Raw genomic sequence first — 15,715 nt, 5'->3', positions numbered from 1 at the left:
CCACCGGGTTATCACTCGCCCGGGGTGCGCAGCTGGACGGCGACGAGTTCGTTCCCGTCCAGGTCCGCCAGGTGGAGCGAGCGGCTGTCCCGGTCCTCCCGGTGGTTCCAGGTACGCACCCCGTGGCCTTGCAGGTGGGCGCGGACGGCGTCCAGGTCGGGGGTGGACAGGACGAGCAGCGGCTGGGCGCCGGACTGGCGGCCGACCAGGGTGCGGTCGGGCTCGTCGGCGGCGGGCATCGGCCAGAGGCCGATGCCGTCCTGGCCGGGGAGCCCGATGTGCAGGTACCGGTAGCCGTCGGCGGTGCGGTCGTGGAGGACCTGGAAACCGAGGACGTCGCGGTAGAAGGCCAGGGTCGCGTCCTGGTCGGCCACCAGGACGACCACCCGGCCCAGGCCGGAGAAGAGGTTCGCTGCGTCGGCATGCGCGGTCATGCCGGCACCGTACGCCGGGCGACTGACAACGGGCCGTCGGCAGTGGGCCGTTGCTGCGCGGGACGGCGGGACGGCGGGACCGGGTCCGACGTCCCGCGCGGCGGGGCGCGTTCGCTCAGTCGGTCAGCAGGCGGTCGCGCAGGGCGTCGATCCGGTCGCGGTCGATGCCGAGGGTGCCGGTGAGGTAGGCCTCGACCGAGCCGTAGCGGTCGGCGAGGTCGGCGAGGGTGAGCCGGATGACGGCCTCCGGGGCGCGCCCGTAGCCGGGCCAGCGCAGGGTGAGGCCGGGGTGGGCGGCGTGCCACTCGGCGACGAAGTGCGGGGTGGCGAGTTCGGTGAGGGCGAAGTCGGCGGCGATGTCGTCCTCGCCGGCGCCGAGCAGGGTGAGCAGCAGGGCGGCGATCAGCCCGGTGCGGTCCTTGCCGGAGGCGCAGTGGAAGACCACCGGGGCCTCGGCGGCCGTGATCACGTCCAGGGCCTGGCGGATCTCCTTCACCCCGTCCTCGGCGACCTCGGCGAAGCGGTCGGCGAGGTAGCGCCAGGGGTCGAGCTCCGGGTCGATCTCGGCCTGGTCGTACGGGCGGTGCTCGATCGAGAGGTTGTGGTACTCCAGGCCCTCGAAGTCGGGCACCCGGCCCTTGGCGGCGATCTCCCAGGGGTAGCGCAGGTCGATCACGGTCCGTACGCCGAGGGCCCGGAGCCGGTCGAGGTCCTCGGGGGAGCCGAGCTTGCCGAGCGAGTCGGAGCGGTAGACCAGCCCCCACCGGACGGACCGTCCGCCGGCGGCCGGATAGCCGCCCAGGTCGCGGAAGTTGTGCAGGGCATCGAAGGGGTGGCGACGCGTCGTCATGGGCGCACTCTAGTCACCGGCGGGCCGGTCGCCGGCGGGCGGGCCGTAGCCGTGGGCGAGCAGGTCGAAGGCGCGGGTGGCCTCCCCGACGGCCTCGGCGTGCAGGTCGTCGGCGGTGCGGCCGTCCTGGATGCGGCGCCAGTTGTGCAGGGCGAGGACCCGCTGGGTGGCGGTGACCTGGGCGGCGAGCAGGGCGGCGGCGAGGTCCTGCGACCCGGGGAGGCCGGGGGCCTCGCGCAGCGCCTCGGCCAGCGACTGCTCGGCGCGGGCCACATACTCGCCGACCCGGGCAGCCAGGCTGGGGGTGCCGTGGACCAGGGCGGTGAAGGCGAGCACCGCCGGGTGGTCGTTGAGGCCGGTGACCGGGTCGCGCCGGGCGAGGCCCGCCAGGAAGTCCCGCAGCAGCGCGTCGAGCACCGGCTCGCCGGGCAGCCGGGTGCGGACCACCTCGGCGGCCTGCTCCTGGTGGTCGGCGAAGCGGTGGACGACCAGGTCCTCCTTGGTGGGGAAGTAGGAGAACAGCGTCGGCTTGGAGACCTCGGCGGCCGCCGCGACGTCCGCCACCGACACCCGGTCGAAGCCGTGCTCCAGGAAGAGCGCGATGGCCGCCTCCGAGATGGCCCGCCGGGTCCGCTCCTTCTTCCGCTCCCGCAGTCCGGTCATGCGGTTCAGGCTAGCAGCGGGGATTGACCGGGGCAGGTTTCTGACCGGGTCTGCTAGACGCTGCGGTCGGCGAGCACCTCGCGGACGACGTGGCGGGCGTTGGCGGTCAGCGCCTGGTCGGTATGGCGGTAGTACGGGATCGTCACCAGCGCGATGGAGAAGGCCCAGGCGCGGCCGCGGGCCCACATGGCCTCGTCCGCGTGCAGGGCGGCGCGGAAGGCCGGACGGGCGGTGGCGGGCAGCAGGTTCCAGGCGGCGATCAGGTCGGCGGTCGGGTCGCCGACGCCCATCAGGGCGAAGTCGATGACGGCGGAGAGCCGGCCGGTGCGGGCGAGCAGCAGGTTTCCGGGGGTGAGGTCCCCGTGCATCCAGACCGGCGGGCCGGCGTACTCGGGCAGCCGAAGCGCCTTGTCCCACAGCGCGGTTGCCGCCGCCGCGTCGATCGACCCGGAGAGCTGGGCGATGGCCGCGCGGGTGGCGCCGTCCCGGGAGGCGAGCGGGACGCTGCGCTGGGAGACCGGGGCGCCGGCCGGGTCGACGGTGCGCAGGGCGTTGACGAAGCCGGCCAGGTCGCGGGCCACGGCCTCGGGCGCGGCCAGAGAGCCGACCGTCGGGTTGGCGCCGTCCAGCCAGTGCAGCACCGACCACTCCCACGGGTAGCCGGCAGCAGGCCGGCCGACCGCGAGCGGCGCCGGAACCGGCAGCGGCAGCCGCGGTGCCAGCCTGGACAGCCACTGCTGCTCCCGCCGGAGGCCCCCGGCGGCCCACTCCACCCGGGGCAGCCGGACGGCGAGCTCGGTCCCGAGGCGGAACATCGCGTTGTCCGCCCCGGGGACGGAGACGGGGGTGACCGGGAGGCGCTCCCACTGGGGGAACTGGGCGGAGATCAACCGCCGCACCAGGGCCGCGTCGACCACCGGCCCGTCGGGGTGCATCCGGGTGGCAGCGCACATGCCCGGCAGCGTACAGCGCCGGTCGTTCCGGTTCAGCCGGATTCCCGAACTGCGCAGGTTCCGGAGGCCGGTCGAAGGGGGGCCGATCGAAAACGGTCGCGCGACCACGGTCAGCCGAAGGTGACCCGCACCCCGATGGTGCCGCCCTTGCCGAAGCGCAGCACGTTGGCGGTCAGCGCCACCGCGCACAGCACGCCGTACTTGCGACGCAGCAGCTTCCGGTAGGCGGGTGCCCGGACCGGATCCAGCACCGCGGTGGCCGGCACCTGCGCGCCGAGCAGGTTCCCGCGGATGTCGCTCGGCCCCACCAGTACGTCCGAACGGTTGCGCAGGCGCTTGACCTTGCCCGTCTTCGTCACGGTGGTGAAGACCAGCGCGTCACCGTCGCGCGCGACCCAGACCGGGGTGGCGACCGGAGTGCCGTCCTTCCGGTACGTGGTGAACAGCAGGTACTTGGCGGCAGTGAGCCGCTCCAACTCGGCGGCGGCATCCAGAGTGTCCATGCCCGCCAGCCTAGGAAGCCGCAACTGGGCCCCGCTCAAGCCTCGGTGGAGCCCCCCGAGAGGGCGCGCCACGCCCGGCCGCGCCGGGTGCGGCCGGGCGTCGTCGTCGGCACCTGCCAGAATGCAGGGCGTACGGCGCAAGCACTGATGGAGAAGGTGACCGGCTTCGTGACCACGCCAGTCGAACAGGGGGCCCGACGGGCCCAGCAGGCGATCGAGCGGAAGATCGCCGAGGAACTGGGCGTCCGCGAGGGGCAGGTGAAGGCGGCCGTCGACCTGCTCGACGGCGGCGCGACCGTCCCCTTCGTGGCCCGTTACCGCAAGGAGGTCACCGGCTCCCTCGACGACGCCCAGCTGCGCACCCTGGAGGAACGGCTGCGCTACCTGCGCGAGCTGGAGGAGCGCCGGGCGGCCGTCCTGGAGTCGATCGAGGCCCAGGGCAAGCTGGACGACGCACTGCGCGCCCAGGTGCTCGCCGCCGACTCCAAGGCCCGCCTGGAGGACATCTACCTGCCGTTCAAGCCGAAGCGGCGCACCAAGGCGCAGATCGCCCGCGAGGCCGGCCTGGAGCCGCTGGCCGACTCCCTGCTCGCCGACCCGGGCCAGGATCCGGCCGCGCTGGCCGCACAGTTCCTGAACGAGTCGGTCGCGGACGGCCCCGCCGCGCTGGAGGGCGCCCGGGCGATCCTGGTCGAGCGCTTCGGCGAGGACGCCGATCTGGTCGGCTCGCTGCGCGAGCGGATGTGGACCCGCGGCCGGCTGGTCGCCAGGGTCCGCGACGGCAAGGAGGGCGACGGCGCCAAGTTCGCCGACTACTTCGACTTCGCCGAGCCGTACACCAAGCTCCCCTCGCACCGCATCCTGGCGATGCTGCGCGGCGAGAAGGAGGAGGTGCTCGACCTCGACCTCTCCCCGTACGACGGCGGGTCCGAGGGCGACCTGCCCGGCGAGAACGACTACGAGCAGCGGATCGCCGCCCGCTTCGGCATCGCCGACCACGGCCGCCCGGCCGACAAGTGGCTCGGCGACACCGTCCGCTGGGCCTGGCGCACCCGCATCCTGGTCCGCCTCGGCATCGACCTGCGCGCCCGGCTGCGCGCCGAGGCCGAGGAAGAGGCGGTGCGGGTCTTCGCCGCCAACCTGCGCGACCTGCTGCTCGCCGCCCCGGCCGGCACCCGCGCCACCATGGGCCTGGACCCGGGCTTCCGCACCGGGGTGAAGGTCGCCGTGGTGGACGCCACCGGCAAGGTCGTCGCGTACGACACGATCTACCCGCACCAGCCCGCCAACAAGTGGGACGCGGCCCTGCACACCCTGGCCGCGCTGGCGAAGAAGCACGACGTCGACCTGGTCGCGATCGGCAACGGCACCGCCTCCCGGGAGACCGACAAGCTCGCCGAGGACCTGCTCAAGCGCCACCCCGAGCTGAAGCTCACCAAGGCGATGGTCAGCGAGGCCGGCGCCTCGGTCTACTCGGCCTCCGCGTTCGCCTCGCAGGAGCTGCCGGACCTGGACGTGTCGATCCGCGGCGCGGTCTCGATCGCCCGCCGGCTCCAGGACCCGCTGGCCGAGCTGGTCAAGATCGACCCCAAGTCGATCGGCGTCGGCCAGTACCAGCACGACCTGAGCGAGGTGAAGCTCTCCCGTTCGCTGGACGCCGTGGTCGAGGACTGCGTCAACGCCGTGGGCGTGGACGTCAACACCGCCTCGGCGCCGCTGCTCACCCGGGTCTCCGGGATCACCGGCACGCTGGCCGACAACATCGTGGCGCACCGCGACGCCAACGGCCCGTTCCGCACCCGCAAGCAGCTCAAGGACGTCTCCCGGCTCGGCCCCAAGGCCTTCGAGCAGTGCGCCGGCTTCCTGCGCATCCCCGGCGGCGAGGACCCGCTGGACGCCTCCAGCGTGCACCCCGAGGCCTACCCGGTGGTGCGCCGGATCCTGGCCGCGACCGGCGGGGAGCTGCGCGAGCTGATCGGCAACGGCGAGCGGCTGCGGGCGCTGCGCCCGGCGGAGTTCGCCGACGACACCTTCGGCGTCCCGACCGTCACCGACATCCTCGGCGAGCTGGACAAGCCGGGCCGCGACCCGCGCCCGGCCTTCCGTACCGCGACCTTCAAGGAGGGCGTCGACAAGATCGGTGACCTGGAGGTCGGCATGGTGCTGGAGGGCGTGGTCACCAATGTCGCCGCCTTCGGCGCCTTCGTGGACGTGGGCGTCCACCAGGACGGGCTGGTGCACGTCTCGGCGCTGTCCAGGAACTTCGTCAAGGACCCGCGCGAGGTGGTCAAGCCCGGCGACATCGTCAAGGTCCGGGTGGTCTCGGTGGACGTGCCGCGCAAGCGGATCGGGCTCACCCTGCGGCTGGACGACGAGGTGGGGAGCGAGCGCGGCGACCGCCAGGCCCGCCCGCCACGCCAGGAGCGGCGCGGCGGCGGCCAGGGTGGCCAGGGCGGCCGCGGCGGGCAGGACCGGCGCGGAGGCGGCGACCGGGGCGGCGACCGGGGCGGCTTCGGCGGCGGCGCACCTGCCAACAGCGCCATGGCCGACGCGCTGCGCCGCGCGGGCCTGACCGGCGGCGGGGGCGGCTCGGGCGACCGGCGCTCCGGGCGGCGCTGAGCCGGGACGGACGGACCGCGGCCGGGGCCGGTGGACGCACCCCTGCGTCCACCGGCCCCGGCCGTCGTGCCGTCCGGACGTTCAGGCCAGGATCTTCTCCTTGGCCTTCTGGTACTCCTCGTCGGAGATGTGGCCCTTCTCCTTCAGGTCCGCCAGCTTCGCCAGGTCGTCGACGTGGCTGCGGCCGCCGGCCTCCGGTCCCGACGTCGCCGCGTCCCGGATGTAGGCCTTGAACGCGGCCTGGTTCTCCTGGGCCTGTTGGATGTCGCGCTTGGTCATCGACTGCCCGCGGACGATCAGGTACACGAGGACGCCGATCAGGGGCAGGATGATCACCAGGACCAGCCAGCCGGCCTTCCCCCAGCCGCCGAGGTCGTGGCTGCGGAAGATGTCCGTGATGATCTTGAACAGCAGGAAGAACCAGAGGATCCAGAGGAACAGCTCCAACATCGTCCAGAAGATGTTGAGCAGCGGGTAGTCCGCGGCCAGTGATGTGGTGTCCATGGCCGAGTAATATCACTACAAAACGGACACTCTCACTCGATGTTCCGCCGTTCCGGTGACCCTCCCGCAGCCGCGGGAACGGCTGCCGGGGCCGGGGTCTCAGCCCAGCCCGGCCCGGCGCCGCAGCTCCACCGCCAGTGCCACCAGCTCGCCCCACCAGGCGTCGTGCCCGGCGAGCAGCAGCCGCTGGGCCTCCGCGGGCGGCACCGGACGGACCTCGACCACCTGCTCGCCGTCCGCCGGGTTGGTCGGCGCGGAGTCCAGCGCGACCTCGCCCCAGCCCCACAGCCAGGCCTTCTCCGGGTGCGGCTGCCACGGCCGGTACGGCACCGGGTCCTCGGTGCGGCAGCGGTGCGCGCCCAGCCAGTGGGCTTCGCCGAGCAGCCGGGCGCCCGCCTCCTCCTGCAACTCGCGGGCCAGGCAGGAGGCGATGCTCTCGTCCTGCTCCCGGGTGCCGCCGGGCAGGAACCAGTGGTCCCGGTCGTCCCGGCAGAGCACCACCTGACCGTCCGCGAAGCCGACCAGGTGGATGTTGGTGACCAGCGCGTCCGGCGGCGGCTCGGTGGAGAACTGCGCGTCGAACCGCCCCCAGCTCCAGTACTGCGGTGCGTGCAACGCCGGGAACAGGGCGGCGAGTTCGGCGGATCTGGCAGAGGCGTCGGTGCGGTCCGTGGTATCGGTCATTTGGAGATCGTAGTGGTGGCCGGGAAACGCTGGGAGGCGCTCTGATGGACGAGGGTGATGTCGGAGGTGGAGACGGCGAGCGGCCGGCGCGGACGCGCTCCCTCGGCCGGTGCGCCGACCCAACTGCCCAGTGAGATCTCGGCGGTGATGCCCGGTCCGAAGCCGGCGATCAGCCCGGGGGTGCCCTCGGGCGCGCCGCCGTCGGCGAACAGCCGGGCCAGGGCGTCGAAGACCACGGCGCTGGCGATGTTGCCGCGCTCGGTGAGCGTCGCCCGGCTGTAGCGGAAGGTGGCCGGCTCCAGGTCGAGGAAGCGGCACAGGTCGTCCAGGATGCGCGGGCCGCCCGCGTGCACGATGTAGAAACCGAGCCCGGAGACGTCCCAGCCGTGCTTCCCCGCCAGGCCGCGCAGCGCGGGCGCGAGCATCTCCATCGTGCCGGGCACCCGCTTGTCCAGCTGGAAGTGGAAGCCGGTGTCCTTCACCCCGTACGAGATCCAGTCCTCGGTGTGCGGGACGAGGTGCGAGCCGTTGCGCTCGACCTGCACGCCGTGCCCGCCGCTCCCGCGCATCACCACGGCGGCGACCGCGTCCCCGAACAGGCCGTTGGAGAGCAGCGAGCCGACGTCGAGATCGGCCGGCTGGTAGCAGAGCGAGCAGAACTCGCAGGCGACGATCAGCGCGTTGGCGCCCGGGTAGGCGCGGCAGAAGTCATGCGCCCGGTTGACGGCGGCGCCGCCGGCCGCGCAGCCGAGCTGGGCGATCGGCACCTGGCGGGTGTCGGAGCGGAAGCCCATGGTGTTGATCAGCCAGGCGGTCATCGACGGCATCATGAAGCCGGTGCAGGACACGTAGACGATCAGGTCGATGTCCCGGGCGGTCAGCTCGCCGTGGGCGAGGGCGCGTTCGACCACCTCGGGGACGCGCCGCTTGGCCTCGCGCTCGTACACCTCGTTGCGGACGGTGAAGCCCGGGTGGGTGAGGGTGCGCTCGATCGGCTGGACCAGGTGCCGGGTGCGCACCCCGGTGTTCTCGATCAGCCGTAGCGCCAGGCCGAGTCGGGGGTGGCCGGCGTGCAGGGTACGGGCCAGGTCGAGGGTCTGTTCGAGGGTGATGACGTGCTCGGGCACGGCGATCGCCGGGCGGCAGAGAGTTGCCATGGTGTGGGTCTCCCCGGTGCTGCGGGAACGGTGAGTTGAGGGGAGGTGCTACCAGGCCACCGGCAGGGTGCGCGGGAAGCGCCAGATCGAGCCGGAGTTCCAGTCGAGATCGGACGGGTCGACGGCCAGCCGCAGGCCGGGGAAGCGGCGCAGCAGGGTGCCGATGGCGACCTGGAGCTCCATCCGGGCCAGGTGCGAGCCGAGGCAGTGGTGCTGGCCGTACCCGAAGGCCATGTGGGTGGGCGCGCCGCGGTCGAGGTCCAGCTCGTCGGGGTGCTCGTAGACCGCCGGATCCCGGTTGGCGGTCAGGTAGGAGACGTGCACGGCCTCGCCGGCCCGGATCGGCACGCCGCCCAGTTCGACGTCCTCGGTGGCGACCCGGGCGATGCCGACGCCCTGGCGGAACGGGATGAAGCGCAGCAGCTCCTCCAGGGCGCGCGGCAGCATCTCCGGCTGGGCGCGCAGCTTGGCGAGCTGCTCGGGGTGGGTGAGCAGGGTGTAGGTGAGGTTGCCGAGCTGGTAGGTGCTGGTGTCGTGGCCGGTGACCAGCAGGACCATCGCCATGACGGTCAGCTCGTCCGGGTCGAGCAGCTCGTCGCCGTCGCGGGCGGTGGCCAGGGCGCTGATCAGGTCCTCGCCGGGGTGGGCCCGGCGGGCGGCGGTCAGCTCGGTGAAGTAGCCGCGCAGCGCGGTCTTGGCGGCCTCCTGGCCGTCCCGGCTGCCCGGACCCATCCGCATCATCGCCACGGCGTGGCCGCGCAGTTCGGCGCGGTCGGCCGCGGGGATGTCCAGCAGTTCGCAGATGGTGGTGAGCGGGAGGCGGCCGGCCAGGAAGTGCATCAGGTCGGCGGGGGCGCCGTGCTCGGTCATCTCGTCGAAGTAGCCGTCGACGGTCCGCTGGGTGGTCGGGCGCATCCGCTCGACCTGGCGGTTGGTGAAGCCCTGGGCGACCAGCCGGCGCAGCCGGTTGTGGGCGGGCGGGTCCATCAGGTTGATCGCCTCGGCCTGGGCGATCGGGGCCGGCGTCATCCGGGGCAGGTCGCGGCCGATGCCCGCGGCGCGGCTGAACCGGCGGTCGGTGGTGACCGTCTTGACGTCCTCGTAGCGGGTGGCCAGCCAGGCCTCGCCCTCGCCGTGCGGCAGCCGGATCCTGGCGACCGGGGCCTCGGTGAGCAGTCGCTTCAGGAGGGGGTCGAACTCCAGGCCGTCGGTGTGGTGGAAGGGGCAGTCCCACACGGGGGCGGTGGTGGTCACGGGCCGGTCCAATTGTCCTCGTCATGCCGGGTGGTGGCGCCCGAGGTGTCGGTTCCGTTCGGGCGTAGAGATGCAGATGCTGCCCCATGAACCGGCCAAAAGGGGGATTTGGCGAAGAGTTACCTCTAAGGAGTGAGATTCGGATGATAGTCACGCGAGTTGGCGCATACGGAAGGGCGCGTTGACGTTCAGCCGCCTCCCGGTGCGACCAGCCCGGTCTCGTAGGCGAGGACCACCGCCTGCGCCCGGTCGCGCAGGTGGAGCTTGGCGAAGATCCGGGCCACGTGGGTCTTCACCGTCGACTCGCTGAGCGTCAGTTCGCGCGCCAGCTCGGTGTTGGACAGCCCGCGCCCGAGCAGCGTGAGCACCTCCGCCTCGCGCGGGGTGAGCGGGGCGAGGTCGCGGTGCAGCGGCGGGGCGTCGGCACCCGGGGCCGGCCGTGGGGCGCCGGCCGCGAAGCGCTCGACCAGGCGCCGGGTGATCGAGGGGGCGAGCAGGGCGTCCCCGGTGTCCACCAGCCGGACGGCGGCGGCGAGATGGGCCGAGGTGACGTCCTTGAGCAGGAAGCCGCTGGCCCCGGCGGACAGCGCGGCGTAGACGTAGTGGTCCAGGTCGAAGGTGGTCAGCATGATCACCCGGCAGCCGGGCACCTGGGCCAGGATGCGCCGGGCGGCCTCCAGGCCGTCCGTGCCGGGCATCCGGATGTCCAGCAGCGCGACGTCCGGGCGGTGCAGCACGGCGGCGGCCACCGCCTCGGCGCCGTCGGAGGCCTCGGCGACCACGTCGATGCCGCGGGCGGTGAGGATCATCCGGAAGCCGGTGCGGACCAGCTCCTGGTCGTCGGCGATGACCACGCGCGGACGGCGTTCCCGGTCCTGTTCCACGCTTCCCTCCGTCACGGCCGGTCCAGCGGGATGCGGGCGCGGACCCGGAAGCCGCCGCCGAGCCGGCGCCGGGCGTCCAGGTCCCCGCCGTACACCGCGACGCGCTCGCGCAGGCCGATCAGCCCGCGCCCGGCGCCCTCGGGCCGCGGCCCGGCCGGCGCGGCGGGTGCCCCGGAGAGCGTGCTCGGGCCGCTGTTGAGCACCTCCACCCGCAGGTAGTGGTCCGCGTAGCGCACCGTCACCTCCGCCGTCACCCCGTCCCCGTGCTTGAGCGCATTGGTCAGCGCCTCCTGGATGATCCGGTACGCCGTCACGTCGATGCCGCCGGGCAGCGGCCTCGGCTCGCCGGAGATCCGCACCTCGACCGGCAGCCCGGCGAAGGCGAACCGGTCGATCAGCGGGCTCAGCCGGCTCAGGCTGGGCTGCGGCGCGAAACCGTCCGCGGCCGGCTCCTCGCTGCCGTCCGCCGCGGGGGCGAGCAGGCCGAGCAGGTGCCGCAGTTCGGTCATCGTGTCCCGCCCGGCCGCCTCGACCGCGGCCATCGCGGCCGCCGCCTCCTCGGGCATGGTGGCCAGCACCTCGCGCGCGGCCCCGGCCTGCACCACCATCAGGCTCACGTTGTGGCTCACGATGTCGTGCAACTCGGCGGCGATCCGCGCCCGTTCGGCGTCCACGGCGGTCCGGGCGGCGCTCTCCCGCTCCCGTTCCAGCAGCCAGCCGCGCTCGCCGACGGCCGCGCGGTGCAGCCGCCGCGCCCGGGCGAGCGCCACGGCCAGCCGACCGGCCGCGGCACTCGCCACACCGGCCACCGCGACGGCCCCCCAGTCCCACCCCGTTCCCCACACGACGCCAGTTTCCCAGGTCAGGACATGATCCACATCATCCGGGGGTGCCGCCCCCGTACATCCCGGGTACTACGGCCGCCGCGGTTACACCCGGGGTGGGACGTAGCGGCGGGGCGCCCGCGCCTACCGTCGTCCACCATGAGCAACGACCACGACGGGACCTCCCGGCCGGGCGACGCGCAGGTCGTCGTCGAGCTGTCCGGAGTCCACAAGGAGTTCGGCGACGCCAAGGCGCTCGACGGCGTCGACCTGCGGATCCGCGCCGGCGAGGCGGTCGCCGTGATGGGCCCCTCGGGGTGCGGCAAGTCCACCCTGCTGAACATGGTGGCCGGACTGGACCGGCCCACCGCCGGCACCGTCCGGGTGCAGGGGCAGGACCTCGGGCAGCTGAACGAGAACGGGCTGGCCCTCTTCCGCCGCCGCCACATCGGCATGATCTTCCAGTTCTTCAACCTGATCGACGACCTCCCGGCCCTCGACAACGTCGCCCTGGCCGCCCAGCTGACCGGCACCAGCGCCCGCCAGGCCCGCCGCCGGGCACTGGAGCTGCTGGACGAGCTGGGTGTGTCGCACCGCAAGGACGTCTACCCGGCCTCGCTCAGTGGCGGTGAGCGCCAGCGGGTCGCGGTGGCCCGCGCCCTGATGAACCGCCCGGCGCTGCTGCTCGCGGACGAGCCGACCGGCGCGCTGGACAGCCGCTCGGGCGAGCAGGTGATGGACCTGCTGATCGACCTCAACCAGATCGGGCAGACCCTGCTGATCGTCACCCACGACCCCAACCTGGCCACCCGCTGCGCCAGCCGGCTGGTCGAGGTCGCGGACGGCCGGGTGGCGAACGACCGGATGCTGGAGCCGCAGTCGTGACCGGCGCCGTGTGGCGAGCCTCCCGGGCGGCCGTGAAGCGCCGCCGGGTGCAGACCATCGTGATCGGCCTGGTCGTCTTCTGCTCCACCACGACCGTGCTGCTCGCCCTGGCGGTGATCAGCGCCGCCCGGGCCCCCTTCGACGACGCGTTCTCCCAGCAGCGCGGCGCCCACGTCGTCGCGACCTTCGACCCGGCGGGGGCCCCGGCGGAGCAGCTGGCCGCCACCGCCCACCGGCCCGGCGTCGAGGCCGCCGCCGGGCCGTTCGACCAGGCCGTGGTGGAGATCCCCACCGATTGGATCGGCAGCCCGCCCGGAGCGCTGACCCTGGTCGGCCGGTCCGACCCGGCCGGGCCGGTGGACCGGGTGCAACTGCTGGGCGGCCGCTGGGCCACCAAGCCCGGCGAGGTCGTCATCAACGAGCCGTTCGGTGGCTTCCCGGACAAGTACCTGGACTACCCGCTGACCCTCAGCGGCGGCCAAACGCTCACCATCGTCGGCTACGCCACCAGCATGAGCCAGAGCGCGGGCGGCTGGGTCACCCCCGAACAGGCCGCCGCCCTGCACCCCGTAGCCCGGCAGATGCTCTACCGCTTCTCCGCCGCCTCCGACGAGCAGCGGCTCACCGCCGCCCTGGCAGCCGCCACCGAGGGCCTGCCGAAGGACGCGCTCACCAACGTCCAGTCGTACCTGGTGCTCAAGGACGCCTTCTCCGCGGGCGCCGACGCCTACCTGCCGCTGATGACGGTCTTCGGCGTGCTCGGCCTGGTGGTCGCCGCGCTGATCGTCGGCAACGTGGTCAGCGGCGCGGTCGTCTCCGGCTACCGGCACATCGGCGTGCTGAAGGCGATCGGCTTCACCCCGCGCCAGGTGGTCACCGTCTACCTGACCATGGTCTCGGTGCCCGCCGTCGCCGGCACCGTCCTCGGCACCGCGGCCGGCTGGGTGGCGGCCCACCCGATCCTCCAGTCCGCCTTCTCCGGGATCACCACCGGCACCGCCGTGATCGAACCGGCCGGCTGGCTGCCCGTCGCCACCCTGGTCAGCGTCCCGCTGCTGGTCGTCCTCGCCGCGCTGCTCCCGGCCTCGCGCGCTCACCGGCTCTCCGCCGCCCAGGCCATCTCGGCCGGCAGCGCGCCGCGCACCGGGCGCGGGCTGAAGGTCCAGCGCTGGCTGAGCGGGACCCGCCTGCCGCGCGCCGTCAGCCTCGGCCTCGGCCAGCCCTTCGCCCGACCCGGCCGTACCGCGCTGACCATGTCGGCGATCGTGCTCGGCGTGCTCACCGTCACCGTGACGACCGGCCTGTCCGGCACCCTGACCAGGCTGGTGGACCACAACGACGGCCACACCCATGTCAGGGTGCAGACCGCCCACTTCTCCGGCAAGAAGACCGAGCCCCGGCTCACCCCTGCCCAGACCGAGGCGATGCTGCGGACCACCCCCGGAGCCGAACGGTTCCACGTCCGCGGGCTGGTCAAGGTCGGGCTGATCGGCTACACCCAGCCGGCCTTCGCCGACTTCTACGGCGGCGACGACCTCGCGGAGGAGATGCGGCGCAAGGTGGTCAGGGGCCGCGCGGCGACCGGGCCGAACGAGATCGAGGCAGGGCCGTCCTTCCTCCGGGAGCATGGCCTCAAGCTCGGCGACCGGCTCACCCTGGACCTCGACGGCCGGCGGCTGACCGTCACCGTCGTCGGCGAGGAGATCCAGGGCAACGCCCGGGCCTTCGCGTCCACCGACCTCACCAGGGCCGCGCTCACCGACGACCCGCACGCGGTCGAGTACGACGTGAGGCTCGCCAAGGGCGCCGACGCCGAGACGTACCAGCGGGCGGTGACGGCCGCCGACCCGAGCCTCTCGGCCTCGGTGTTCGCGCCCGACCCGGCCGGTCCGATCGTCGCGGTCATCAGCTTCGCCACGATCTTCACCGTCCTGCTGTCGGTGGTCGCCGCGCTGGGCGTCTTCAACACCCTGCTGCTCACCATCCGCGAGCGCCGCCGTGACCTCGGCATGCTCAAGTCGATCGGGATGACGCCACGTCAGGTGGTGGCGATGACGATCACCTCGGTGGCCTGGCAGGGCGTGGTCAGCGCGGTCATCGGCGTCCCGGCCGGAATCCTGGCGCACCGGCTGCTCATCGAGAACGTCGGGAGCATCCTCTTCCCGGAGTGGGCGATGGACGTCTGGGGCGCCCCGCTGCTCACCGGCCTCGCGCTGGCGGGCGTCGTGATCGCCGTCCTCGGCGCGCTCGTCCCGGCCCGCTCGGCGGCCCGGCTGTCGATCGCCGAGGTGCTGCACAACGAGTGAGCGCGGACCTCGGGGCGGACGGCCGGTCGGAACCCCGACCGGCCGTCCGTGTCGTCCGGGCCTGCCGTATCGGCCGCCGCGTCCGCCGCACGGCTGACGCATGCTCAGGCCGCGCTGTTCGAGCGCCTATCATCGCGCCATGGCCACCGCTGAGCTGATCCGCATCGTCTCCCGCTCCTCGCCCATGGCACTCGCCCAGGTCGACCGGGTCCGCGCCGAACTCGCCTCCCTGCACCCGGAGTTGCGTACCGAGGTGGTGCCGGTCACCACCTCGGGCGACCGCTGGACCGGCGACCTCGCCGCGCTGGGCGGCAAGGGCGCGTTCACCAAGGAGGTCGACGCGGCGCTGCTCGCCGGGGAGGCCGACGTCGCCGTGCACTGCCTCAAGGACATCCCCGCCGACCGCCCGCTGCCCGCCGGCACCGTCTTCGCCGCCTACCTGTGCCGCGACGACATCCGCGACGCGCTCGTCCACCCCGGCGGCCTCGCCCTGGCCGAACTCCCGCCCGGCACCCGGATCGGCACCTCCTCCGTCCGCCGCGTCGCCCAACTCGCCGCCTCCCACCCGCATCTGGAGTGCGTCCCGATCCGCGGCAACGCCAACAGCCGGCTCGCCAAGCTGGAGGCCGGGGACGCCGACGCGCTGCTGCTCGCCGTCTCCGGCCTGGAACGGATCGGCGAGCAGGCGAGGATCACCGAGGTGCTCGGCATCGAGGCGATGTGCCCGCCGATCGGCGCCGGCATCCTCGTCCTGCAGTGCCGCGAGGGCGACACCGCGACCATCGAGGCGGTCACCGCCCTCGGCCACCATGACACCTGGCGCGAGGCGGCCGCCGAGCGGATGTTCCTGCACGCGCTCCAGGGCCACTGCAACAGCCCGATCGCCGGTTACGCCAGGGCGGAGAGGGACGGCCGCCTCTCGCTGCGCGGCCGGGTCTTCACCCCGGACGGCAAGCAGGTGCTGGACGCCCACGAGTGGGCGGGCGCGCTCAGCCCGGAGGACCTCGGGACCTCGGTGGCGCTGGCGCTCAAGCGGCAGGGGGCGCAGGAGCTGATCTCCTCGATCCCGCACTGATCCGGCCGGGCCGAGTGCCTCACGGCACGGGCCCGGCCCAGGGAGGCGCTGGTGGCCGAGCGCCGCCCCGACCGGACGGTACCGCCGATGGCCGGTACCGCCGCGATCGGGGCGGTCGTG

15 protein-coding genes are annotated in these 15,715 nt (G+C 73.5%); 4 read left to right on the top strand and 11 right to left on the bottom strand.

What is annotated here, in order from left to right:
• Positions 1–11: 11 nt before the first annotated feature.
• From AB0O11_RS19070 to AB0O11_RS19050, 5 genes are all read right to left on the bottom strand, one after another.
• Entirely contained in the window at positions 12–434 is a 423-nt protein-coding gene (locus AB0O11_RS19070) for a VOC family protein (RefSeq protein WP_363387966.1), read from the bottom strand.
• Between the two features lie 115 nt (positions 435–549).
• The gene (locus AB0O11_RS19065; protein ID WP_363387963.1) at positions 550–1,284 is read right to left on the bottom strand and encodes a tyrosine-protein phosphatase; all 735 of its coding nucleotides are present in this window, start codon (positions 1,282–1,284) and stop codon (positions 550–552) included.
• A gap of 9 nt (positions 1,285–1,293) precedes the next feature.
• Positions 1,294–1,956 (bottom strand): TetR family transcriptional regulator, encoded by a 663-nt coding sequence (locus tag AB0O11_RS19060; RefSeq protein ID WP_363388086.1) that lies wholly within the window; start codon positions 1,954–1,956, stop codon positions 1,294–1,296.
• Between the two features lie 44 nt (positions 1,957–2,000).
• Positions 2,001–2,900, bottom strand: a complete 900-nt coding sequence (locus tag AB0O11_RS19055) for an aminoglycoside phosphotransferase family protein (protein ID WP_363387960.1) — start codon at positions 2,898–2,900, stop codon at positions 2,001–2,003.
• Positions 2,901–3,010: 110 nt separating this feature from the next.
• Positions 3,011–3,403: a PPOX class F420-dependent oxidoreductase gene (locus AB0O11_RS19050; protein WP_363387957.1), complete on the bottom strand. Its 393-nt coding sequence runs from the start codon at positions 3,401–3,403 to the stop codon at positions 3,011–3,013.
• Between the two features lie 168 nt (positions 3,404–3,571).
• On the opposite strand from AB0O11_RS19050, the gene AB0O11_RS19045 reads away from it, so the two are divergent.
• Positions 3,572–6,022, top strand: a complete 2,451-nt coding sequence (locus AB0O11_RS19045) for a Tex family protein (protein ID WP_363387954.1) — start codon at positions 3,572–3,574, stop codon at positions 6,020–6,022.
• 81 nt (positions 6,023–6,103) lie between these two features.
• Here AB0O11_RS19045 and AB0O11_RS19040 read toward each other — a convergent pair whose 3' ends face one another.
• The 6 genes from AB0O11_RS19040 to AB0O11_RS19015 all read right to left on the bottom strand — a co-directional run bounded on the left by AB0O11_RS19040 (position 6,104) and on the right by AB0O11_RS19015 (position 11,350).
• Complete coding sequence (locus AB0O11_RS19040) at positions 6,104–6,526, bottom strand: SHOCT domain-containing protein (RefSeq protein WP_363387952.1); 423 nt, start codon at positions 6,524–6,526, stop codon at positions 6,104–6,106.
• A gap of 99 nt (positions 6,527–6,625) precedes the next feature.
• Positions 6,626–7,210, bottom strand: coding sequence for an NUDIX hydrolase (locus tag AB0O11_RS19035; protein ID WP_363387949.1), 585 nt, complete (start codon positions 7,208–7,210; stop codon positions 6,626–6,628).
• On the bottom strand, positions 7,207–8,367 hold the full coding sequence (locus AB0O11_RS19030) for a type III polyketide synthase (RefSeq protein ID WP_363387946.1): 1,161 nt from the start codon (positions 8,365–8,367) through the stop codon (positions 7,207–7,209). Before AB0O11_RS19030 ends, AB0O11_RS19035 begins: the two co-directional genes overlap by 4 nt.
• A gap of 48 nt (positions 8,368–8,415) precedes the next feature.
• On the bottom strand, positions 8,416–9,621 hold the full coding sequence (locus AB0O11_RS19025; protein WP_363387943.1) for a cytochrome P450: 1,206 nt from the start codon (positions 9,619–9,621) through the stop codon (positions 8,416–8,418).
• A gap of 188 nt (positions 9,622–9,809) precedes the next feature.
• Positions 9,810–10,505, bottom strand: coding sequence for a response regulator transcription factor (locus AB0O11_RS19020; RefSeq protein ID WP_363387940.1), 696 nt, complete (start codon positions 10,503–10,505; stop codon positions 9,810–9,812).
• A gap of 11 nt (positions 10,506–10,516) precedes the next feature.
• Entirely contained in the window at positions 10,517–11,350 is an 834-nt protein-coding gene (locus tag AB0O11_RS19015) for a histidine kinase (RefSeq protein WP_363387937.1), read from the bottom strand.
• Positions 11,351–11,488: 138 nt separating this feature from the next.
• On the opposite strand from AB0O11_RS19015, the gene AB0O11_RS19010 reads away from it, so the two are divergent.
• The 3 genes from AB0O11_RS19010 (at position 11,489) to hemC (ending at position 15,595) form a co-directional block, all read left to right on the top strand.
• The gene (locus tag AB0O11_RS19010) at positions 11,489–12,214 is read left to right on the top strand and encodes an ABC transporter ATP-binding protein (RefSeq protein WP_363387935.1); all 726 of its coding nucleotides are present in this window, start codon (positions 11,489–11,491) and stop codon (positions 12,212–12,214) included.
• On the top strand, positions 12,211–14,520 hold the full coding sequence (locus tag AB0O11_RS19005; protein WP_363387932.1) for an FtsX-like permease family protein: 2,310 nt from the start codon (positions 12,211–12,213) through the stop codon (positions 14,518–14,520). Before AB0O11_RS19010 ends, AB0O11_RS19005 begins: the two co-directional genes overlap by 4 nt.
• Before the next feature lie 139 nt (positions 14,521–14,659).
• Positions 14,660–15,595, top strand: a complete 936-nt coding sequence (gene hemC, locus AB0O11_RS19000) for a hydroxymethylbilane synthase (protein WP_363387929.1) — start codon at positions 14,660–14,662, stop codon at positions 15,593–15,595.
• Positions 15,596–15,715: the final 120 nt, after the last annotated feature.

It is taken from the genome of Kitasatospora sp. NPDC093102, from assembly GCF_040683915.1.
GTDB lineage: Bacteria > Actinomycetota > Actinomycetes > Streptomycetales > Streptomycetaceae > Kitasatospora.
This window is presented reverse-complemented; position numbering and strand designations above follow the sequence as displayed.

Coding starts and splice junctions, on each gene's coding strand:
- AB0O11_RS19035 (WP_363387949.1), bottom strand. CDS start 7,210: ATGACCGATACCACGGACCGCACCGACGCCTCTGCCAGATCCGCCGAA.
- AB0O11_RS19065 (WP_363387963.1), bottom strand. CDS start 1,284: ATGACGACGCGTCGCCACCCCTTCGATGCCCTGCACAACTTCCGCGAC.
- AB0O11_RS19055 (WP_363387960.1), bottom strand. CDS start 2,900: ATGTGCGCTGCCACCCGGATGCACCCCGACGGGCCGGTGGTCGACGCG.
- AB0O11_RS19040 (WP_363387952.1), bottom strand. CDS start 6,526: ATGGACACCACATCACTGGCCGCGGACTACCCGCTGCTCAACATCTTC.
- hemC (WP_363387929.1), top strand. CDS start 14,660: ATGGCCACCGCTGAGCTGATCCGCATCGTCTCCCGCTCCTCGCCCATG.
- AB0O11_RS19010 (WP_363387935.1), top strand. CDS start 11,489: ATGAGCAACGACCACGACGGGACCTCCCGGCCGGGCGACGCGCAGGTC.
- AB0O11_RS19030 (WP_363387946.1), bottom strand. CDS start 8,367: ATGGCAACTCTCTGCCGCCCGGCGATCGCCGTGCCCGAGCACGTCATC.
- AB0O11_RS19050 (WP_363387957.1), bottom strand. CDS start 3,403: ATGGACACTCTGGATGCCGCCGCCGAGTTGGAGCGGCTCACTGCCGCC.
- AB0O11_RS19070 (WP_363387966.1), bottom strand. CDS start 434: ATGACCGCGCATGCCGACGCAGCGAACCTCTTCTCCGGCCTGGGCCGG.